This window comes from Pseudomonas sp. SB113, from assembly GCF_040754745.1.
Taxonomy (GTDB): Bacteria; Pseudomonadota; Gammaproteobacteria; order Pseudomonadales; family Pseudomonadaceae; genus Aquipseudomonas; species Aquipseudomonas grimontii.
Genome location: NZ_JBFMHW010000004.1, coordinates 327,959 through 349,256, shown reverse-complemented (window position 1 = coordinate 349,256; position 21,298 = coordinate 327,959). Strand labels below are relative to the sequence as shown.

General features: G+C 60.6%; 18 protein-coding genes and 2 pseudogenes. 13 read left to right on the top strand and 7 right to left on the bottom strand.

What is annotated here, in order from left to right:
• Nucleotides 1-157: 157 nt before the first annotated feature.
• The 11 genes and pseudogenes from AB1462_RS08110 to AB1462_RS08060 all read left to right on the top strand — a co-directional run bounded on the left by AB1462_RS08110 (nucleotide 158) and on the right by AB1462_RS08060 (nucleotide 10,242).
• A complete protein-coding gene (locus AB1462_RS08110; protein WP_367246557.1) occupies nucleotides 158-1,342 on the top strand; it encodes a methyl-accepting chemotaxis protein in 1,185 nt (394 codons plus the stop codon).
• Between the two features lie 13 nt (nucleotides 1,343-1,355).
• Entirely contained in the window at nucleotides 1,356-1,724 is a 369-nt protein-coding gene (locus AB1462_RS08105; RefSeq protein ID WP_017846994.1) for a response regulator, read from the top strand.
• Nucleotides 1,725-1,757: 33 nt separating this feature from the next.
• Nucleotides 1,758-2,075 (top strand): lipid asymmetry maintenance protein MlaB, encoded by a 318-nt coding sequence (locus tag AB1462_RS08100; RefSeq protein ID WP_090404710.1) that lies wholly within the window; start codon nucleotides 1,758-1,760, stop codon nucleotides 2,073-2,075.
• A gap of 4 nt (nucleotides 2,076-2,079) precedes the next feature.
• Nucleotides 2,080-4,221 (top strand): chemotaxis protein CheA, encoded by a 2,142-nt coding sequence (locus AB1462_RS08095; protein ID WP_367246556.1) that lies wholly within the window; start codon nucleotides 2,080-2,082, stop codon nucleotides 4,219-4,221.
• A pseudogene (locus AB1462_RS08090) lies at nucleotides 4,221-5,546 on the top strand (MCP four helix bundle domain-containing protein); the annotation flags it as partial. The gene AB1462_RS08095 and the pseudogene AB1462_RS08090, both read left to right, overlap by 1 nt.
• A pseudogene (locus tag AB1462_RS08085) lies at nucleotides 5,523-6,548 on the top strand (methyl-accepting chemotaxis protein); the annotation flags it as partial. The pseudogenes AB1462_RS08090 and AB1462_RS08085, both read left to right, overlap by 24 nt.
• 120 nt (nucleotides 6,549-6,668) lie before the next feature.
• Complete coding sequence (locus AB1462_RS08080) at nucleotides 6,669-7,181, top strand: chemotaxis protein CheW (RefSeq protein ID WP_090404701.1); 513 nt, start codon at nucleotides 6,669-6,671, stop codon at nucleotides 7,179-7,181.
• Between the two features lie 130 nt (nucleotides 7,182-7,311).
• Nucleotides 7,312-7,836 carry a chemotaxis protein CheW gene (locus AB1462_RS08075; protein ID WP_090404698.1) on the top strand — a complete coding sequence of 175 codons (525 nt, stop codon included), beginning with the start codon at nucleotides 7,312-7,314 and terminating at the stop codon, nucleotides 7,834-7,836.
• 21 nt (nucleotides 7,837-7,857) lie between these two features.
• Nucleotides 7,858-8,661, top strand: a complete 804-nt coding sequence (locus tag AB1462_RS08070) for a protein-glutamate O-methyltransferase CheR (RefSeq protein WP_259194099.1) — start codon at nucleotides 7,858-7,860, stop codon at nucleotides 8,659-8,661.
• Complete coding sequence (locus AB1462_RS08065; protein ID WP_090404693.1) at nucleotides 8,654-9,139, top strand: chemotaxis protein CheD; 486 nt, start codon at nucleotides 8,654-8,656, stop codon at nucleotides 9,137-9,139. The genes AB1462_RS08070 and AB1462_RS08065 overlap by 8 nt, the downstream gene beginning before the upstream one ends.
• A 32-nt stretch (nucleotides 9,140-9,171) precedes the next feature.
• The gene (locus tag AB1462_RS08060; RefSeq protein WP_090404690.1) at nucleotides 9,172-10,242 is read left to right on the top strand and encodes a chemotaxis response regulator protein-glutamate methylesterase; all 1,071 of its coding nucleotides are present in this window, start codon (nucleotides 9,172-9,174) and stop codon (nucleotides 10,240-10,242) included.
• Nucleotides 10,243-10,264: 22 nt separating this feature from the next.
• Here the strand turns inward: AB1462_RS08060 and AB1462_RS08055 are convergent, their stop codons facing one another.
• The 7 genes from AB1462_RS08055 to AB1462_RS08025 all read right to left on the bottom strand — a co-directional run bounded on the left by AB1462_RS08055 (nucleotide 10,265) and on the right by AB1462_RS08025 (nucleotide 18,245).
• Nucleotides 10,265-11,905 (bottom strand): AMP-binding protein, encoded by a 1,641-nt coding sequence (locus tag AB1462_RS08055; protein WP_090404687.1) that lies wholly within the window; start codon nucleotides 11,903-11,905, stop codon nucleotides 10,265-10,267.
• A gap of 15 nt (nucleotides 11,906-11,920) precedes the next feature.
• The gene (locus AB1462_RS08050; RefSeq protein WP_090404684.1) at nucleotides 11,921-13,159 is read right to left on the bottom strand and encodes a GTP-binding protein; all 1,239 of its coding nucleotides are present in this window, start codon (nucleotides 13,157-13,159) and stop codon (nucleotides 11,921-11,923) included.
• Nucleotides 13,156-13,818, bottom strand: coding sequence for a nitrile hydratase subunit beta (nthB, locus tag AB1462_RS08045; protein ID WP_090404682.1), 663 nt, complete (start codon nucleotides 13,816-13,818; stop codon nucleotides 13,156-13,158). The genes AB1462_RS08050 and nthB overlap by 4 nt, the downstream gene beginning before the upstream one ends.
• A gap of 40 nt (nucleotides 13,819-13,858) precedes the next feature.
• Nucleotides 13,859-14,443, bottom strand: coding sequence for a nitrile hydratase subunit alpha (gene nthA, locus AB1462_RS08040; RefSeq protein WP_367246555.1), 585 nt, complete (start codon nucleotides 14,441-14,443; stop codon nucleotides 13,859-13,861).
• A gap of 84 nt (nucleotides 14,444-14,527) precedes the next feature.
• Nucleotides 14,528-16,042, bottom strand: coding sequence for an amidase (locus AB1462_RS08035; protein WP_367246554.1), 1,515 nt, complete (start codon nucleotides 16,040-16,042; stop codon nucleotides 14,528-14,530).
• A 184-nt stretch (nucleotides 16,043-16,226) separates the two neighbouring features.
• The gene (locus AB1462_RS08030) at nucleotides 16,227-17,096 is read right to left on the bottom strand and encodes a transporter (RefSeq protein ID WP_367246553.1); all 870 of its coding nucleotides are present in this window, start codon (nucleotides 17,094-17,096) and stop codon (nucleotides 16,227-16,229) included.
• A gap of 90 nt (nucleotides 17,097-17,186) precedes the next feature.
• A complete protein-coding gene (locus tag AB1462_RS08025; RefSeq protein ID WP_367246552.1) occupies nucleotides 17,187-18,245 on the bottom strand; it encodes a phenylacetaldoxime dehydratase family protein in 1,059 nt (352 codons plus the stop codon).
• A 253-nt stretch (nucleotides 18,246-18,498) separates the two neighbouring features.
• Here AB1462_RS08025 and AB1462_RS08020 point away from each other — a divergent pair, with 253 nt between their 5' ends.
• Both AB1462_RS08020 and AB1462_RS08015 read left to right on the top strand, forming a co-directional pair.
• Nucleotides 18,499-19,434 carry a helix-turn-helix domain-containing protein gene (locus tag AB1462_RS08020; protein WP_090404668.1) on the top strand — a complete coding sequence of 312 codons (936 nt, stop codon included), beginning with the start codon at nucleotides 18,499-18,501 and terminating at the stop codon, nucleotides 19,432-19,434.
• 164 nt (nucleotides 19,435-19,598) lie between these two features.
• Nucleotides 19,599-21,164: a diguanylate cyclase gene (locus AB1462_RS08015; protein WP_367246551.1), complete on the top strand. Its 1,566-nt coding sequence runs from the start codon at nucleotides 19,599-19,601 to the stop codon at nucleotides 21,162-21,164.
• Nucleotides 21,165-21,298 lie beyond the last annotated feature (134 nt).

Below are 21,298 nucleotides of genomic sequence, written 5' to 3'. Positions count from 1 at the left end.
CACGCAGGTAGGAATTTTCCTACCCGATTTTCCGGTATCCCTACCCCAGAATAGGGATGCTCCGATGGTGGCAGTGCCATTAATGGGCCAGTATCTCTCTCAAGCAGCCGAATTGCCGATCAGGCAGTGACGACATGCCTTGACAGGGAGACAGACCGTGAGCCAACAGACACCTTCCCCTTCCGCTGCTTTGACGTTGTTTCCCGTTGCCGTTGCGGGCCTGCTTGGCGGGCTTGCGCTGGCTTACAGCGCGAACTTCAGCATGGTGTCGCAGCTCGAGGGGGCCGCGTTGTTTGCGGCGTGTATCGGCATGGGCCTGTGGGCAAACAGCAGGTGCCAGGCGCACTGGAACCGCCTGCAACAGCAACTCGATCAAGCACCGGCAATCCCGCCGACGTTGGCCGTCGATAACGGCCTGGCCCAAGTGTGCGTCAGTGTGTTGCCGATCTGGTCGCGGCAGATAGAAGCGGCCCGGTCGATCAGCGAAACCTCCATCCTCAAGCTCAGCGAACGTTTTGGCACGCTGTCCTCAAACATCAGCCACAGCGTGTCCAGCAATGGCGGTCAAGATGCCTCGCAACAATTGGTCGACTTGCTGGAAGTCGGCCAGCATGACCTCAACTCCATCGTCCTGGCCCTGCGCGCCGCGCTCACCAACAAGGAGAGTGAACTCAAAGAAGTCATGCAACTCTCGGGGTTCACCGAGCAACTTCAGCAGATGGCCAAGTTTGTCGGTGACATCGCCAGTCAAACCAACCTGCTGGCCCTCAACGCGGCTATCGAAGCTGCGCGCGCCGGCGAGGCGGGTCGCGGGTTTGCGGTGGTCGCCGATGAGGTGCGCAAGTTGTCGAGCATGTCCGGCGAGACCGGGCGCAAGATCAGCGAAACCGTGATCACCGTCAACGCGGCCATCGCCCGTACGGTGCAAATGTCCCGCCACCACGCCGAACAAGACACCCTGACCCTCGCCGATTCGGAGCGTGTGGTCTCGCAGGTCATCGAGCATTTTCGTACGACCGCCCAGACCATCGTGCGCAGCAGCCATGACGTGCAGCAGCAGAGCGCCAATGTCGCCGACGAGATTGCCCAGGTGCTGGTTGCCCTGCAGTTCCAGGACCGCGTCAGCCAGATGTTGACCTTGATTACCCGCGACCTGGACAAGTTGCAGCAGCAGCTGGACGAACGCCATGAGTTGAGCCTCAGCGGACAAAACCTGGCGCCGATGACCAGCGACCGTTGGCTGCACGAGCTGTCAACGGCTTACACCATGCCCGAGCAACACGCCATTCATGGTGGTAAAGCACATGCCCAGGCCGATGCCAACGAAATCACCTTTTTCTAGAGGAGCTGTTCCGATGAGCAAAACCATTCTGATCGTCGACGATTCGGCCTCCATCCGCCAGGTGGTGAGCATCACGCTCAAAGGCGCCGGTTACGACGTGATCGAAGGCTGTGATGGTAAAGACGCCCTGAGCAAACTGGACGGACGCAAAATCCACCTGATTGTCAGTGACGTGAACATGCCCAACATGGACGGTTTCAGCTTCGTCAAGGCCGCCAAGCTGTTGCCGGCCTACAAGTTTACGCCGGTCATCATGCTGACCACGGAAGCCAGTGATGCGATGAAACAGCAAGGCCAGGCCTCCGGCGCCAAGGCCTGGATGGTCAAGCCCTTTCAGCCTGCACAAATGCTGACTGCCGTCTCCAAGTTAATCCTGCCATAGCGATGACCAGCAACCGCTGGCCAGGAGGTTTGCATGAAAAGCTCCGTCCCGATGCTACGTCGAATCCAGGTCATGGAAGGGCCCCTGACGATTTACACGGCTGCCGAGCAAAAGGACGTGCTGTTGTCGTTGTTTCCCCTGGCCCATGAACTGGAGTTGGATTTGTCCAATGTCGATGAGCTGGACAGTGCCGGTTTGCAGTTGTTGATCCTCATCAAGCGCGAGTCGCTCAAGGAGGGCACCCAGCTGTTGCTGAGCAACCCGAGTTCGACGGTGAGCGAAGCATTGCGCCTCAGCGGCCTTGACGACTACTTCGCCAATGCGTGTTTCACCCAATCGGTCGGAGCGTGATCGTATGGCCCAGCCCATGAACATGGATGACGTGCTGCAGACTTTCATTGCCGAAAGTCGCGAGCTTCTGTTGCAAATGGAAGATGCGCTGCTGCAGATCGAGAAATCGCCGCAGGACCTGGACACCATCAACGGCCTGTTCCGCGTGGCCCACACCATCAAAGGCTCGGCCGGTTTGTTCGGCTTGATGCCGATTGTTGAGTTCACCCACGTCGCCGAAAGCGTCCTGGATCGGGTACGCAGCCTGGAAGTGCGTGTCGACGAGGCACTGAGTGCGTTGTTTCTCGACGCGCGTGACCATATCGGCCAATTGATCGACCTGCTGGCCGAGGATGGCAACCTGGATCGCCTGGATGAACCGGTGCGGGCTCAGGGTCAAGCACTCATTGAGCGGCTTTCGCTGTATCTGGAGGCGGCGGTCTCGACCCCAGCGCCGGCCCTTCAAGCGACGTCTGCGGCGGATGAGCACGCCGGCAGTCCGGGCCATTGGCATTTGTCGCTGCGCTTTGGTCCCGACGTGTTGCGCAATGGCATGGACCCCTTGGCGTTCCTGCGTTACCTGAGCACGCTGGGGCGCTTGCTGCATACCGTCACCCTGTTTGAGGGCTTGCCGCCCCTGGCGGCCATGGACGCGGAAACCAACTACCTGGGGTTTGAACTCGCACTGGCCAGCGACGCCACCCTGGAGGTCATCGACGGTGCCTTTGATTTTGTTCGCGATGACGCGCTTGTGCAGATCCTCGCACCGCATGCCACGGTGCAAGCGTGTCGCGCCCATCTCGACGCGCTGCCCGAAGACAATGCCGGGCTGCTTGAGCTGCTGGTGCGTTGCGGCACACTGACCGAGGCCCAGGCCTTGCTCGTCACCCAGGACGCTGAGCAAGTGCCCGCCGAGACGCACAGTGAGCCTGAAGCCCAGGAATCGACGACGCCATCGATCAAGGCCGGCAAGGCCGCAGCGAGCAACGAAGGCAGTCTGATTCGGGTCGATGCCGCCAAGCTGGACCAACTGATCAACCTGGTCGGTGAGCTGATCATCGCCGGTGCCGGCGCCAACCTGGTGGCGGTGCGCAGCGGCATCGGCGAGATGATCGAAGCCACCAGCCTGTTATCGCGCTTGGTCGAGGAAGTACGCGACTCGGCACTGACCCTGCGCATGGTGCAGATCGGCGCGACCTTTACGCGTTTCCAGCGTGTGGTGCGGGACGTCTCCAAAGAGTTGGGCAAGGACATCGTGCTGCAAATAGGCGGCGGTGAGACCGAGCTGGACAAGACCGTCGTCGAACGCATCGGCGACCCGCTGACCCATTTGGTGCGCAATGCCATGGACCACGGCATCGAGCCTGCGTCGACGCGCATCCAGCGAGGCAAGCCTGCCCAGGGCACGGTACGCCTGAACGCCTATCACGAATCCGGCAGCATCGTGATTGAGGTGTCCGACGACGGCGGCGGCCTGGCCAAGGACAAGATCCTGGCCAAGGCCCGTGAGCGTGGTTTGGTGGGAGAGGGCCAACAGCCGGCGGACAAAGACATTTTGAATTTGATTTTCGAGCCGGGGTTCTCCACCGCTGACCAGGTCAGCAACCTGTCCGGTCGTGGCGTCGGCATGGACGTAGTGAAGCGCAATATCACGGCGTTGCGCGGCAGCGTCAGCCTCGAGAGCGAAGAGGGGCAGGGCACGACGGTGCGCATCCGCCTGCCGCTGACGCTGGCGATCATTGACGGCTTCCTGATCGGCGTGGGCAAGGCGTCCTATGTCATTCCGCTGAACATGGTCGAGGAGTGCATCGAGCTGGCCCCTCAGGCGGGCGCCGGAACCGGCTACCTGGACCTCAGGGGGGATGTGCTGCCGATCCTGCGGCTACGCGACATGTTTGATGTGCAAGAGCCTGGAGGTAACCGCGAAAACGTTGTCGTTGTGCAATACGCAGGCCTGCGTGCCGGCCTGGTGGTTGATCGCTTGCAGGGGGAGTTTCAAACCGTGATCAAACCACTCGGCAAAGTGTTTGGTGATGCCCATGGACTGGGCGGATTCACGATCCTCGGGAGTGGGGCCGTTGCCCTGATTCTGGATATTCCCAATTTGTTAGGACAAGTAGCCAAGGAAGCCCCACACCGGTCGATCCCGAGCCCTTTATCGACTTAATGAAGCGTCATCAGGAGTTCCTCGCCATGACTGTTATCAGAAATATCATGCTGCTGGTTTTCACCGCTGTGCTGGGCGTCTTCGTGTTGGGTGGCACCAGCCTGTACCTGGCTGGTGAAATCAATACGAGCGCCAGTTATGCCAACGTCAACACGGTACCCAGCCTGCTGGAAATCGACCGTGCCGCCGCGGCTTTCACCGACCTTCACGCCTTGCAATGGCAACGCTTGAATGAACCGGAAAAAAATAGCCTGCCGAGTTACGCAGACAGCGTGGCACAGAACTTCAGCACAATCGGCAAAACCCTGGATCGCTATCAGGGCGAGTTGACCTCCGACGAGCATGATGCGTCGCTGTTGAAAAAACTGCGTGGTCACCTGGCTGAGTTCGCTGCCTTGCAGGCGCGTTTCGACAAGCTTATCGACGATGGTGATCTTGCCTCGGCCCGCACATTGATTGAGACGAGCCAAGCGTTGCAGACCACAGTGCTTTCAGCCATCAGTGACTTGCGCGAATACAACCTGGAACTGGGGCGTAAAGGCCAATTGCAAGCCACCGCCATCGAGAATAATGCGCGCTACATCATCCTGTTGGTGAGCGGCCTGACGCTGTTCGCAACCATCCTGGTCGGCACCTTGCTCGGGCGAAACCTGATGCGCCGGCTCGGTGCCGAACCTGGCGTGGTGCAAGCCTATGCCGCACGTCTGTCGGCGGGCGAGCTGAATGCAAAGGTCACGCTCAAAGCGGGTGACACCACCAGCCTGATGGCGAGCATGCAGCAGTTGGGCACGAGCCTGAATGAGCTGATGGTGGACATGAACCGTATGTCCAGTGAACACGACAAGGGCGAGATCGACGCCCAGATCGATGCCGGCCGCTTTCATGGCAGTTACCGCTCCATGGCCCAGGGCATCAACGATATGGTCAACGGCCACATCGCCGTGAAGAAAAAAGCCATGGCCTGCATACGCTCCTTTGGTAACGGTGATCTGTCTGCGCCCCTGGAGCAATTCCCCGGCAAAAAAGCCTTTATCAACGAAAACATCGAGCTGTTGCGCGCCAACGTCCTGGCGCTGATCAACGAAATGCAGCACATGTCCAGCGAGCACGAAAAAGGTGACATTGATGTCATGATTGACGTCGAGCGCTTCGCAGGTTCGTACCGTGATATCGGCCAGGGTATCAATGAGATGGTCAGCGGCCATATCAGCGTGAAGAAAAAAGCCATGGCCTGTATTCGCGCGTTCGGCGAGGGCGATTTGTCCGCGCCCCTGGAGCGGTTCCCCGGCAAAAAAGCCTTTATCAACGAAAACATCGAACAACTGCGCGCCAATATCCTGGCCCTTGTCGAGGACACCAGCCAGATCAGTGACAGTGCGCTGATCGGCAAACTGGACACCCGACCTGACGCGGCCCGGCATCAGGGCGATTTCCGCCGCATCATCGTCGGGATCAACGGTTCCCTGGATGCGATCATCGTGCCGATTACCGAGGCCATGGACGTGCTGTCGGCAATGTCTGCCGGCGACCTGACCCGCAGCATTACCGGCGACTACCAAGGCAAGTTCCTGGAGCTGAAGCACTCGGTCAATGGCACCGTGGAAAAACTCTCGGAAATCATCGGCGAAGTGCGCGGCTCGGCGGACTCGCTGTCGAGTGCCTCGGAAGAGATCTCGGCCACCGCCCAAAGCATGGCCCAGTCGGCTTCCGAGCAAGCGGCATCGGTTGAACAGACGTCGGCGTCGATGGAGCAAATGTCGGCGTCCATTGCCCAGAACACCGAAAATGCCAAGGTGACCGACGGCATGGCGGGCAAAGCCAACAAGGAAGCGTCGGAAGGCGGTCGTGCCGTGAAGGACACCGTGGCGGCCATGAAAACCATCGCCGAAAAAATCGGCATCGTCGACTCCATCGCCTACCAAACCAATTTGCTCGCGCTCAACGCGGCGATCGAAGCGGCGCGCGCCGGTGAGCACGGCAAAGGCTTTGCGGTGGTCGCGGCCGAAGTGCGCAAACTGGCGGAGCGCAGCCAGATTGCCGCACAGGAAATCAGTGAAGTGGCCAAGAACAGCGTGGCCTTGGCTGAACGCGCGGGCAACTTGCTGGACGAGATTGTGCCCTCGATTGCCAAGACCTCCGACCTGGTGCAGGAAATTGCCGCCGCCTCGGAAGAACAATCCATCGGTTCCGAGCAAATCAACAGTGCGATGTCGCAGATGAGCCAGCTGACTCAGCAAAACGCGTCGGCTTCCGAGGAACTGGCGGCGACGGCCGAGGAAATGAGTGGCCAGGCCGAGCAGTTGCAGGAGCTCATGGGGTTTTTCACCGTGCAAACCAAGCGTGCCGGGCGCAATGTCTCGATGCCCCAGATCAGCCGTGCGATGTCCACGCAGGACCAGGACAGTCGCTCGGCAGACGGCGGTTTCGTCCGCTTCGGGAGCTGACCGATGAGCACTTCAGCGGTCAGGCAGGGCGCTGTCGAACCTGCGCCGCCAGTGGATGAACCCCTGCAGTACCTGACCTTCCTGGCGGCTCAGGAGATGTACGCGGTCAATACCCTGAGTGTTCGTGAAATCATCGAATACAACCAGGTGACCACCGTACCGATGATGCCGGCGTTCCTGCGGGGGGTCATCAATCTGCGCGGTTCGGTGGTGCCGGTCGTGGACCTCAAGGCACGCTTTGGCAAGGGCACGACGGTATTGGGCAGTCGTACCTGCATCGTCATCCTTGAGGCCGCGAAGGAGGGCGAATCCCAGGTCCTGGGGGTGGTGGTGGACTCGGTCAGCGAAGTGATCGAGATACTCGACATCGATATCAAGCCCCCACCGGCGTTCGGCAACCATATTCGCACCGACTTCATCCGGGGGATGACCAAGGTGCGAGGCGAGTTCGTCACGCTCCTGCAGATCGAGCATGTGTTGTGTGTCGATGAGATGGCCGGCCTGATGTCTGTATAGGTATCTACACAACACTGGCTCAACGCTGAACCCCCGGCAGATAGGGCTTTTGTGGCGAGCGGGCTTGTCCCGCGTTGGGGTGCGAAGCGCCCCTGATGAAGACGAAAACGTATTTGACCCGAGGTGAATCATGGCCCTACCCACCGACAATCCAGGCAATGCGACGGTCTCGAGCCCAAGCCAGTACCTCACCTTTGTGCTGGGGGAGGAGATGTTCGCCGTGGGCACGCTCAACGTCCGGGAAATCATTGAGTACGGACCGATCACCAGCGTGCCCTTGCTGCCGCCCAGCATACGCGGGGTGATTAATCTGCGCGGCGCGGCGGTGCCCGTGCTCGACCTGGGGGTGCGCTTTCGCGGCGAACGTACGGTGCAGACCCCAAGGACCTGCTTTGTGATCATCGAGGTACAGGCCAATGCCCAGCGCAAACCGGTGGGCATCATTGTCGATGCGGTCAGCGAGGTACTGGAAATTGCCGATCAGGACATCGAGCCCTCGTTGAATTTCGGCACCGATGTAAGGGCCGACTTTTTACTGGGCATCGGCAAACTGGAGAGCGGTTTTGTGCTGTTGCTGGACATCGGTCGCGTGTTGTCCCTGGAGCAGGTCGATGCGCTGGCCAACCTTGAGTCTTCGCTACCTTCGATCGCCTGAGTGTGCTGTGGGAATGTCCTTATGAACGTGATCCTCTCTGACGCCGAGTTCGTGCAGTTTCGTGACCTGATTTATCAAATCGCGGGCATCAGCCTGTCCGATGCCAAAAAACAGTTGGTGAGCACGCGGCTGGCCAAGCGACTGCAAGTGTTCAAGCTCAATACCTACGGCGCTTACTACAAGGTCCTGATGAAGGACAGCGTGGAGTTGCAGGTGGCGGTGGACATGCTGACGACCAACGAAACCTACTTTTTTCGCGAGCCCAAGCATTTTGATTTCCTGCGCGATGTTGCGTTGCCCGAACTGCGCGGCAGCGGGCCGTTGCGCATATGGAGCGGCGCTTGTTCGACCGGCGAAGAGCCGTACACCCTGGCGATGGTCCTGGCTGACAATCTCGGCGGCCGGCCCTGGGAGATTGTCGCGTCGGACATCAGCAGCCGGGTGTTGGACAAGGCCCGCCTTGGGCGCTATCCCATCGAAGGCACGCGCGGCATCCCCGAGGCGCTGCTGAACAAGTATTGCCTCAAGGGCGTCGGCGCCAACCACGGTTGCTTCATGGTCGACCCGGCGCTGGCGGCCAAGATCGATTTCCAGTCGATCAACCTGAATAATCCGCTGCCGAAACTGGGGATGTTTGATGTGATCTTCCTGCGCAACGTGATGATCTATTTTGACAACGACACCAAAGTCCAAGTGGTCAAGCGACTGATCAGCCACCTGAAGCCGGGCGGGTACTTTCTGGTCAGCCATTCGGAGAGTCTCAACGGCATCACCGATCAGCTGCGACTGGTCACGCCTTCCATCTACCGGAGGCCACATGCCTGAAACCCGAACGTCCACTGAGGTGTTCCTGAACCCTGGCGAGTGGTTTTTCGGCTCGGGTGCGATTCGGCTACGTACGGTGCTGGGGTCGTGTGTTGCATTGGTGTTCTGGCATCCCCGGCGCTTGTTGGGGGGCATGTGTCACTACCTGGTGCCGCAGCGCGGCGTGGCCAAACCGGGTGTCCTGGATGGCCGCTACGGCAATGAGGCGCTTGAATTGCTGCTCGGTCGAATACAGTCGATCAAGGCACTGCCTACGGAGTTCAGGATCAGCGTATTTGGCGGCGGGAACATGTTTCCGGGGCTTGTGCGCTCGGACAATGATTACGTCGGCCAGCGCAACGTCGAGCAGGCCATGCGCCTGCTCGATCTGCATCAGTTGCGGTGTCAACACTTCCATGTGGAAGGCGTGGGTTATCGAACGATTGTGTTCGATCTGGCCAACGGCGAAATTGAACTCAACTACCTGGCCTTGAAGTGAACCCCCAGCAGCCCTCATGGAGAGCGTGCGACATGAGCCTTATTAAAGTGCTGATCATTGATGATTCCGCCGTGGTACGTCAGGTACTGACGGCGACCCTGGGGCAAGACCCCGCTATTGAGGTTATCGGCGCGGCGGCAGACCCGGTGTTTGCCATGGACAAAATGAACAAGCAATGGCCGGATGTGATTGTGTTGGACGTCGAGATGCCACGGATGGATGGCATTACGTTCCTCAAGAAGTTGATGGCCGAACGCCCCACGCCCGTGGTCATCTGCTCCACGTTGACCGAGAAGGGCGCGGCCACGACCATGCAGGCACTGGCGGCCGGCGCGGTCAGCATTGTGACCAAACCACAACTCAACCTGCGCCAGTTTCTGACCGACAGTGCCGATGAATTGGCGGGGGCCGTCAAGGCCGCCGCCCGTGCCAACATGAAGCGCATGGTGCCATCCAGCGAGCGCGCTCCCGCAAGGCTGACGGCCGACGTCATATTGCCGGCGGGCACTCAGGCAATGGCGCGCACCACCGAGAACATTGTCGCCATCGGTACGTCCACGGGCGGCACCCAAGCCCTGGAGTTGGTGTTGACCGCCTTGCCCAGGGTCTGTCCGGGAATTGTGATCGTGCAGCACATGCCCGAACACTTCACCGCTGCATTCGCCGAGCGCCTCAATCGACTGTGCGAGATCGAGGTCAGGGAGGCGAAGAACGGTGACCGGGTTATCCCCGGTTGCGCGCTGATCGCCCCCGGCGGCCGGCACATGGTGCTCAAGCGCAGCGGCGCCCAATACCAGGTGGAAATTGTCGACGGGCCTCCGGTCAGCCGGCATCGACCTTCGGTTGATGTGCTGTTTCGCTCGGTGGCCCGCAGCGCCGGCAGCAACGCGCTGGGGATCATCATGACGGGGATGGGCGACGATGGCGCCCGGGGCCTGAAGGAAATGCACGACAACGGTGCCCGGACCCTGGGCCAGGACGAGGAGACTTGCGTGGTGTACGGCATGCCCAAGGAGGCATTCAAGCTCGGTGCGGTGGAGCGCGAGTTGCCCCTTGAACACATCTCGGCAGCGATTCTGCAATCCATGCAGCAGCGCCGCTGACGGTTCCGGGTCCGGCGTAGAGTCATGTCTCGAGCGCCTGCTGCCGGGCAATTTCCTGGTTGCGCAGAATGAAGCGCTGCAACTTGCCACTGGGGGTCTTGGGCAGTTGGTCGACGAACTCCACTTCCCGGGGATACGCATGCGCAGCCAGGCGTTGCCGCACATGCAGGCGCAGTACTTCGGCCAGCTCGGCACTCGGCTGGTACTGGCTGCCCAGTACGACAAAGGCTTTGATCAGCTCAGTGCGCTGTGGATCGGGCTTGCCGATCACCGCCGCTTCGATCACCGCCGGGTGTTCGATCAGCGCGCTCTCGACGTCGAACGGCCCGACGCGGTAGCCGGACGTGGTGATCACATCGTCGTTACGGCCGACGAAGCTGATACTGCCGTCGTCATTCAGCTCCACACTGTCGCCGCTGAGGTAATAGCGGCCTACAAAGGCTCGAGTGGGCATACCCAAGTAGCCTTCGAACCAGCACAGGGGCGAGCGCTCGCGATCCACGGCCAGGACGCCCGGCTGGCCCGCCGGCAATTCCCGATGCGCCTCGTCCAGCACGACGATGCGGTAGCCGGGCACCGCATAACCCGCCGAGCCCTCCCGGACCGGGTGACGCAAACCGTGGTGATTGCACAGCACCATGCCGATTTCCGTCTGGCCGTAATGATCGTGAATGGTCACGCCGAGTTGCTCGGCAAACCAACGGATGACGTGTGGGTTGAGCGGCTCGCCGGCACTGCTGACGGCACGCAGGCAGCCGCGCACGGCGCCGGCGAACGCCGCGCCCTCGGCAATCAGCAAGCGATAAGCCGTCGGTGAGCCGGCCAGGTTGCTGATTGCGTACTTGGCAATGACTCGGCAAGTACTCTCCACCGTGAACGGGCCGTTGTAGAACAGCGTGGCATGACCACACGCCAGCGGGCCGGTCACCGCGTAATACAGGCCATAGGCCCAGCCGGGATCGGCCAGGTTCCAGAAACGGTCGTCCTCACGCAGGCCAATCGAATCGCGCATATAACCCTTGAAGGCCAGCATGGCGCGCAACGGCACTTCCAGCGGTTTGGCCGGCCCCGTGGTGCCCGATGTGCACATCAGCAGGAACGGCGCGCTGGCGTCCAGCAGCACCGGCTCGCACTCGGCACTCTGGCAATCGAGGGTGCTCCAGAACGCGTAGTCGCTCGGGTTCTGCGGGCAGCCGCCGGTGACGACGACGTTCGGGCAGTTGGCAATCTCATCCAGCTTGGGACGGTTTTGCGCATCCGTCACGATCCAGCGCGCGTTGGAGCAGCCCAAGCGTTGCTCGACCGCCTTGGGGCCAAACGCGGTGAAGAGCGGTTGATAGACCGCGCCCACCCGCCAGGTGCCCAAGATGGCAATCAGCAGTTCAACCGTGCGTGGCATCAGGCCGGCAACCCGATCACCCGGTTTTACACCCTGTTCGCGCAAAAAATTGCCGAAGCGTGCAGCGTGGGCCTGCAATTGGCTGAATGTGTATTGGGCGGCGCTGCCATCCTGCGCTTCGCAATACAACGCCACGGCGTCGTCGTGGGCGTGTCGGTCACAGCATTCGACGCAGGCGTTCAGGGCTGCGAGGTTTCCATACAACGCCTGCTCGGCGCTCTGCTGGTAATTGAAGGATGTGGCCATAGATTGATAATCACGCATAACGACACCTGGTTCTTATTGTTGGGTTTGTACTGAGAGGGCCCCGTTGTCCAAGGCTGTCGCCCCCGGCAGAGCCCGCCAGGCCACTGGGCCGGCGGCGATTTCCTGTGCACTCAGCAGGCAGTGGTCGAGTTCACGCTGTAACGCTTCGGTGTCGAGTCCCTGGCCGATAAACACCAACTCCTGCCGGCAGTCGCCGACCACGCTGTCCCATTTGGCCATGAGGCTCTGCAGCCGATATTCATCCCGGGGCCATTGCGACGGCTCGATGAAGTTCCACCAGCGCCCGACATAGTCCCACTGGAACCGCTGGCCGCTTTGCACCAGCAGGCCGGTTTCCAGGTGGCGGCTGGCAAGCCAGAAGTAACCTTTGCTGCGCAGCAAGCGCCCGTTGCGCCAGGGCCGCTCGAGAAAGTCGAGCAAACGTTGCGGGTGGAAAGGGGCGCGCTCACGGTACACCCAGGACGTCACGCCATAGGTGTCCGACTCGGAGGCCGGCGCGTCTGCCGCGTCCATTTTCTGCATCCAGCCCGGCGACGCCGCAAGGCTGGGTAAATCAAACAGATGGGTGTCAAGGAGGCTGGCTAACGCGACGTTACCGTGGGCCATCGGCATGATCCGCGCAGTCGGGTTGAGGCCCGTGAGGATCGCTTGCACGACCTGGTACTGCGCCGCATCGATCAGGTCCAGCTTGTTGACGAGAATGACGTTGGCGTACTCCACCTGTTCGATCAGCAGATCGGCCAAATGGCGCTTGGGCGCGTCCTGCGTTGTGTCGTCGCGGTCAACGGTGTCCGGCGATTCGAGCAGTTCCTGAAAACGACTGCCATCGACCACCGTCACCAAGGTATCCAGCCGCGCCAGTTCGCTGAGGCTGAAACCCTCGGCATCAAGGAAGGCGAACGTCTCCGCGACCGGCATCGGCTCGGAGATCCCCGTGGATTCAATCAGCAGGTAATCGAAACGCTGCTGGCGTGCCAGCGCACTGATCTGCTCGAGCAAATCGGCGCGCAGCGTGCAGCAGATACACCCGTTGCTCATCTCGATCAACTCATCGCGGCCACGGTGCAACGCTACATCGCGCTGCACCTCTGCGGCATCGATGTTGACTTCGCTCATGTCATTGACGATGACGGCCACGCGCAGGCCTTCGCGATTGCGCAGGATATGGTTGAGCAGGGTGGTTTTGCCGGCGCCGAGGAAGCCCGAAAGGACCGTCACCGGCAGTCGGCTTGCCTGGGCGCCGTCCATCACGGGTTCACCGCGCGCGGGCCGGCGGCCTTGTCCAGGTAGCTTTCGAACAGGTCGACCACCACGAAACCGTCATCGGCCGCATCCCCCCACAGGTCTTTCACGCGAAACTCGACGTGGTAGGTGGGTTGATGGGCGGCGCTCACATCGCCATGGCCAATCGCATCCGGGAACGGCCATTTTTCCGAGGTGCGGTGCAGGACCACGCCTTCCTTGCCGCGCACGTAGGCCGGCATGCGGATGTGCCCGGCCACATACTCGTCCCGCACCACAACCCGGTCACCCACCTCGAAGGGCGGCCGGCCGGTGATCGCTGCGCGACCTTCGGCATGCGCGGGGTTCGCCAGTTTGAAGTGAGCGCCCAGGGCCTGGTCCAGCTCCGCCTGGGTGATCACGCCGGTTTCGACCAGCAGGGTGGCGGTCGCGATGACGTAGCGTTCGTAGTACTGGGTGCCGACATGTTGGCGAACATCCAGGCGTTCGACGGCGTGACGCACTTCGTCCACGCTGAATTTTTTCAAGTGGTCGGCACCGATAAACATCAAGCTGTAGGCCAGATGCTCCCAGTCCTGCTTGAACACCTGTTTGTAGCTCAGGCTATTGATGGTGTGGGGGACTTTTCCAAAGCCTTGGAAACCGCCGAGATCGTGAAAGCCATCCATAATCAAAACTCCGGGAGTGAACGATGATGAGGTGTTGTTTTCAGCCAACGCGGGGCAGGGCGACGCCTATCAACACGTCTTTGGTCACCAGCGTTTGCAGCTGCTCTTCAGTCATGTGTTCTGAGCCTTCAGGCCTGACCGGCACGACCAGGTAGCGGGTTTCGGCGCTGGTATCCCAGACCTTGACGACCATGTCGCGGGGCAACTCCGTCCCCAGCTCGCGCAGGACCGTGCGTCCCTCCCGGACCAAGCGTGCGCGGAACTCAAAACCCTTGTACCACTCCGGTGGCAGGCCGAGGACCGGCCAGTTGGTGCACGAGCACAGGCTGCAGACAATGACGTTCTTCACCGTCGGCGTATCCTCCAGGGCGACGATATATTCGCCTTGCGGGCCGGTATAGCCGAACTGTGCGCACGCAGCGGTGCCGTCCTTGAGCAACAGCGCCCGGAACTGCGGATCGACCCATGCCTTGGCAACCACACGGGCGCCGTTCTCCGGGCTCCAGCCGTGCTCCATCAATTGCGTGAGCTGCTCGACATAGCCCTGCGGGATGAGTTCCTTGCTCTTGAGGACTTGAAACAATGCCCAGGCTCTTTCGCCGGGCGTTGAAGTAGATGTACTCATGGGGTCACTCCTATCAGTCAACGCGGTTGTAAAGTCATTGAATTTCTTATTGTTCGTCGGGTGCTGGCGACGCCTGTAAAAGGCTCAGAGCGTGCGCCAGTCCACCGAGGCTTCAAACGCCGCCGCGGCCTGGTAAATAGTGCCTTCGGCATAGTGTTTGGCGACCAGCATCAGCCCGACGGGCAGGCCGTCTACCCGCCCGCATGGAATCGACATGGCGGGATGCCCGGTGATGTCTTGTGGTGCGGTGTTGCCGATCATTTCCAGCGCGCGCGCCACGTACTCAGTGATCGAGCAATCGGCCGGTGGGTGTGGCTGGGCGATGATCGGCGTGGTCGGCATCACCAGCAGGTCGAAGGCGTGCAGCGCCTTGTCATAGCCCTGCCGGGCAAAGCGCGCGAGGTTTTGCGCCTTGGCGTAATAACGTCCGTTGTAGTGGGTAATTCCGTATTGGCCGACGAACATGCACAGCTTGAGCGACGCGGATAATTGGTCGGCCTGTTCGCGCCAGCCGGCCTGTTTGTCCAGCAGGCCGACATCGTAAAGGCCTTTCCAGTTAAAGCCCGCGCCGTTGCCATGCATCATCTGCGCGGTCAAGCCTTCGCAGCCGATGGGGTGCCACAACGACCCCGCCAGGTTGTGCTCGGGAACGGACACCGGCTCGACGTGCGCGCCCAACGCCTCGAGACGGGCGATGGCGTCACGCACTTTCTCGGCCACGCGAGGATCTTGGTTGGCAAGCGCAAACCCCTCTTGCAGCACGCCGATCCTGAGCCCGCGCACGCCTTTCGCCAGGTAGCTGTGATAGTCATCGACCTGCGGCGCCGCTTGGCGCGGGTCAAGCCCATCCGCGCCGGCCATGGCCTGCAGCATCAATGCGTTGTCGCGCACGTTGGCGGTAATGGGGCCGACATGGTCGATCGTGGCTTCAATCGCCATGACCCCGGAGTAGGGCACCAGGCCGTGGGTCGGCTTCATACCGTAGGTGCCGCAGAACGACGACGGGATCCGGATCGACCCGCCCTGATCGCCGCCCACGGCCATGTCCACCTCACCGGCGGCGACCAGCGCCGCACTGCCCGAGGAAGACCCACCGGCGGCATAACCATGACGATGGGGGTTGTGTACGGGGGCTGGATCAGAGGTGTGACTGCCGCCTGACAAGCAGTAATGCTCGCAGGTGGCCTTGCCCAGGATCGTCACCCCGGCATCCAGCAGACGCGTGACGACGGTGGCATCGAATGACGGTACGAAACCTACCAATGGCGCGGCGCCGTTCATCATCGGCACGCCTGCCAGGGAGATGTTGTCTTTCAGTGCGACGGTTTTGCCGGCCAGCAGGCCCGCGCGGGCACCGTTCACTTCAGCCCTGTAGTACCAGGCGTTCAGCGGGTTTTCCTTGGCCGAGGGCCGATAGCCCGAACTGCGCTTGTAGCGTATGGGCGGAACGAAATCAGGCAGCTCGTCGACCAGGTCGTAGGCGTCGAAACTCGGTTGCATCAGGTCCAGGTATTGCGCTGCCTGCTCAGGCGTCAGCTGCATGTGCAACTGGCTGGCGAGGTCCTGCAGTTGATCAAGCGTGGGGCGAATAATGGCCATGACTTTCCTTAATTTCATCGATGATCGGCAGCAAGGCGTAAGGGTGTTCCGGCACTTCCAGCACCTTCGGGATCGGATCATTCCGGGTAGCAATGCAGAACAAATTAGGCCCCTTTTGCCACTGCGGCTTGGTTGAGCAGGACACTCGTTTGGCTGAACAGGACAGCGCAGCCCGGTGGCGCGCTCAGAATACTTTCAATACCCGCAGGTTCAGGCGTGCCCCTTCCTTGAAACCTTGCTCAACCTGGATGTCCCGACCCAGCTGCGCCTGTAGCTGCAGCGTCGGATCGATGAAGTGAGTGAGCGTAAAGCGCCCGTAGGAGGTGGAAAGGCCGTCGTGCTGGTCAACGCCGTCGACGCGCGTCGCAGCGCCCGTTACATAGCCGGCGCCGACCGCGAACGTGGTGCTTGGCGTCCAGTTGTAGCGCACGGCGGCCTGATATTCGTAGCGGGTGTTTTCTTCAAGCTTCGCACTGGTCCTGCCGTAGTCGTTGTTGGTCGACACCCAGGACACATCCGCAACGGTGTCCAATGCCCATTGGGCTGAGAAGTGGTGGATGTAGGCCGCTTGTAACGTCGCGCGCCAGCGGTTCTCACCCAGGTTCAGGGGGTCATTTTTGTCGTAGCTGCCGACTGGGATGTACAGATACGGAGCCAGGGCGAAAACGTCTTTGTTTGCCGTCGGTAATGTCCATTTAAGCGGGGCGGTGAGGATGGGGTCGCCCACACCGTGGGTGTCGCCCAGCGCCCCCGCATCACCCGAGGCGTTCATGTAGCCGAACGGCAGCAGTACCTGCGGTTCCCAGACAAGAGTGTCCGAGAGGCCGATGGCGTGGATGTAACGGAGGATGCCCACGTCCGAGCTGAGCTTGGCGTTGTCGGAGGTTCTATGCCCGTTCTGATACAGCTGCGAGCGCTCAGCGTGCTGGTAGTAAAACAGCAGGGCATTGGCACCCGCCGGCAGGGGTTCGAAGTCTCCCGGTGCCACCTCAATGGCTTGGCTTTTGACAAACGGCAGCATTCCCAGCACGAGCACGACTCGACTTAACTTCATGATCAAATTCCTGTCAAAAAGTGGCCCCGACCTCATGCGCTAGAGATGAGGGCCAAAAAATAATCGGGACGAATGGGGCGGTGCGCAGTGTCAGCTTTGCGCGACACCTGCATCACGCAACATGCCGGTCTGCGGATGGCAGTTGATGTACTCAAACAGCTGGCTCTTGGCGTCCGAGACCGACACTTCGTGGTACAGCCGCAACTTCACCAGGCCGGCCGCCACACGGAAGAAGGTGACGAAGATGCGCAGGTGGGTGGGATGGGATTCCGCCCAGCGTTCCAGTTTCTCGACCGAACGCCAGTGGCCGATGTTGTAGCTCATGTCGAGGAAGTTGCCGTCGAGGTCGATGTTGCGTACGAATCGATTGCTGTAGCAGCCCAGGGGCGCACCGTTGTCGCGCAGAAAATCCATCCCGTCCTGCAACGTCGGCAGGATTTCGTCGAGGTACAGTGAGCGCTCGTCAGCCTCGGCGTCAGCCCAATCCTGGCCGGAGCGAATCAGCGCGATGTTGTCATGGCCCATGACGACGACGCGGCCACCTTTGGCCGGGTCTCCCAGCACCACCTTCAGTTCGCCGGTGGGGCTCATCCAGTCCGTCTGGGACGTCGGGAAACGATCGCGCATCGAGCCCCAGTAACCGTGCTCTTCGATCTCGCCGCTGGTCTTGTCCATGATCGCGCCGACACCCGGCAACTGCTCCTGGAACGCATACAGGGTTTCGAATTGCTCGGCGCGCGGCGCGGTGATTTCGCGGAAATAACCCAGGCCGTCTTGCAGGCGGTCCGGTGACGCCCACCAGTCATTGACGGGGGCTGATCGCAACCAGCGGCAATAGGCCGCCGCGTCCTTCCAGTAGCCGACGATCATCAGGTTGTCGTAGCCACTGTTGTCCGTGTGATGGGTCAGATCATGGGTCTGCGGGCCGTCGGGCAGGCTGAAGCTGCTGACGATGTCGCGCATGGCCTTAAGGGCACGCTGACGCTGCGCCTCACCGCGAAACTGCACGCCCAGGTAGGCCATCGCCACCTGCTTCAATTGTTCGTCGGCGCGGCCGACCCACATAGGGAAGGGCGGCTGGTAGTCTTCGGGCACACGGCGGGACAACGTCCGTGGGCATCTAAGGTGTTTGTCGATCGCAGATTCCATGGGAGGCTCCTTGTTTTTTTCAGGTTCAGGCTAAGCAGGCTGGACAGGCTGTGAGGTCATAGTCAGGCAGGTGCGAACCGCCTCGCTTTGTTCGCAAGGACAACCGTTTGGTTGGAAAAGACAGGCGCCGGACGCCAGGACTCAGGAGCGCTGAAGGGGGCGATGGGCTTGATTGGGCGTGGTCTGAATTTTGCTTGCCAAGCTCGACTGGCAGCGTGTCGCTGCTTCAAGTCGTTGCATCAAGGTGAGTGCCATGGCTCAGAACAATCACTATTCCACCCTTGCCGTTTCGCAACCGCGTCGCTTCGATTACTGGAAAGAAGTGGTGTGTCGCCATTGTCTTGTGGCCGACAGCAAACCCTCGACCCAGAGCGATTTCAACGGAACGCTGCAGGTCACCGCCATGGGCGCGCTGGATGTCTCCAGGCTGTCATCCCCACTGCACCATTGGGTCCGTTCCGAGCGGCATTTACGCAGTGGCCCCGCAGAAGACCTGTGGCTGGGCTTCACGCTCAATGGGTATGGCGAACTTGAACAAGAGGGGCGCAAGGCCACACTGGGGGCCGGTAATTTGTTCCTTTATGACGCAACCCGGCCGTTCCGGTTCAGCCTGGGGGGAAGCGAAAACCACTTGATGCGCATCCCTCGGCAGTTGTTGACTCAACGCCTGCCGCGTGTGGCGGATTGCACCGCAATGGTGCTGGATGACCGCCGCCCAGGTGTGGTCCCGTTGCGCGAGATGCTGCGCCAGATGGCGAACACGCCGATGCTTCTGCAAGACGAAGGCATTTGCAGTCGTTACTCCAACACGATAATCGACCTGCTCGTGATCAGCCTGGAACTCCAGGACCTGCAGACGACTCACCAGGAGCTGGATCTTTACGCGCGGATAATGACCTACATCCAGCACCACTTGAGCGAACGAGAACTGTCGATCGAACTGATCGCCCAAGCCCACCACGTCTCCACCCGAACAGTGACCCGTGCATTCGCCCGTCACCAGAAAAGCCCGGTCGCAGAGATCTGGAAAGAACGGTTGAACGCCAGCCGGGCGGCCATCGAGTGCGGCCAGGTGCGCAGCGTTTCCCAAGCCGCACTGGACTTCGGGTTTTCCGATTTCTCCCACTTCAGCCACGCTTTTCGCAAGGCGTTTGGTGTTGCGCCTCATACGCTCTTGCCGCGCAACTGACGGGGCCCGCAAAACGGCGGGTTTCATTGGCGTCCTACTCGATAAAATAGATGAGCTGAAACGGTTAAGTTGCTGGCTATCCGTCTGTGGCCTCAGAGATACTTGCTCCCGAAGCGCCAGCAAGGCCTTGCGCTAACAGCCTCCAGGTCATTTTACAGGTGCGTATGAATCCCCCGATCAAACCTCTCAAAAGCAGTGGTTTTTTGCTTGGGTTGTCGTTCTGCCTGGTGCTGAGTCTGAGTGCCACGCTGATGCTGGTCTGGCTTCCCGACCAGACCCCGGCCAACGGTTATGTGGAACTGATCCTGATTGCTCAAACGCTTTTTCTGGGCGTGCTCTGTGCCTCCACGTGCTACTTCCAGAAACAGTCGCAAGCGCAGTTCGACGAATTGATTGCACAGAACGAGCAGATCAGTTTCTTGAACGCCCGCATCACCAACCTGATCAATGTCGCGACCCAGGTGGCGGTCGTCACCACTGACCCCCAGGGTCGGATAAAGCTGTTCAGCGACGGTGCCCAGGCCTTGTTCGGCTTCAGCCGCGCAGAGATGCAGGGGCGAAATAACGTCGAAGTGCTCCATGTTCAGGAATACATCAATAAACGTCGCGCCTGCGCCGACCCGGCGTTTCAAACCCTCACCGACAAACAACTGATCGGCCAGCTCGCCCTTGATGACATGGGCTCCAGCAAAGCCGTGGAGTGGCGTTATCAGCGCAAGGACGGTAGCCAGTTCACCGGTGAGCTGCGCCACGCCCGATTCAGCGACGCGAGCAGTGGCGAGGTCGAACACGTCAGCGTGATCATCGACGTCAGTGAGCGTCTCGAGTTACTTGAGCGGATCCAGCAAAGCAAAGCCCTGTTGGCGCTGTTGACCCAGCGCATCCCCAACGTGCTGTACCAGTACCACATGAGCGCAAAGGGTGAGGGTTACTTTTCGTTTTGCAGCCCTAGCCTTGAACATGTGTTCGAGCTCAAGCCTGAAGCGGTCGTCGGTGTCGAATTCAAGGGCAGCCCGCTGTTCCAGCGCTTGCACCCCGATGACTTGCCATTGATCAGGGCGGTCACGGACACGTCGGTGGAAACCGGCGGCGGCTGGACCTGCGATTTTCGCGTGTTGCTGCCCGTCAAAGGGCTGCGCTGGTTGCGCGGAGAGGCCTACGCCGAGCACCAGGCGGACGAGACATGCGTTTGGTATGGCTCGTTCAGTGACATCACCGAGCTCAAGGATCGCGAAGAAAAACTGCGAACGCAGGCCATCACCGACGAGTTGACCGGTATCTATAACCGTCGTCACTTTATGAGTTCGCTGGAGCAGTTGGTGGACACCGGCAAGCGTTACGCCGCCGGTTTCTCATTGATCATGCTTGACCTCGATCACTTCAAATCCATCAACGACCGATTCGGCCACGAGGTGGGTGATACGGTACTCAAGCAAACCTGCACCGTGATCCGCCAACGCTTGCGTGCCAGCGATGTGTTTTGCCGGGTCGGCGGTGAAGAGCTGGCCATCCTGTGTCCGTTCACCTCACAGGAAAACGCCGAACAATTGGCCAACGCATTGTGCCAGTCCTTGGCCAATCACGAGATCGCCATCGCCGGCCGCGTTACCGCCAGTTTCGGTGTCGCCACTTGGGCGGCAGGCCTCAGCACCGAAGAGTTGCTGCGCCGTGCCGACCTAGCCAGCTATAGCGCCAAACAGAATGGGCGCAACCGGGTTGTCAGCGCTTAGGGCATAGGTATCTACACAACTTTGGCTCAACGCTGAACGCCCGGCAGATAGGGCTGTTGTGGCGAGCGGGCTTGTCCCGCGTTGGGCTGCGTAGCAGCCCCAGTAAAGAAGAGCGCGGTGTATCAGACACTCTG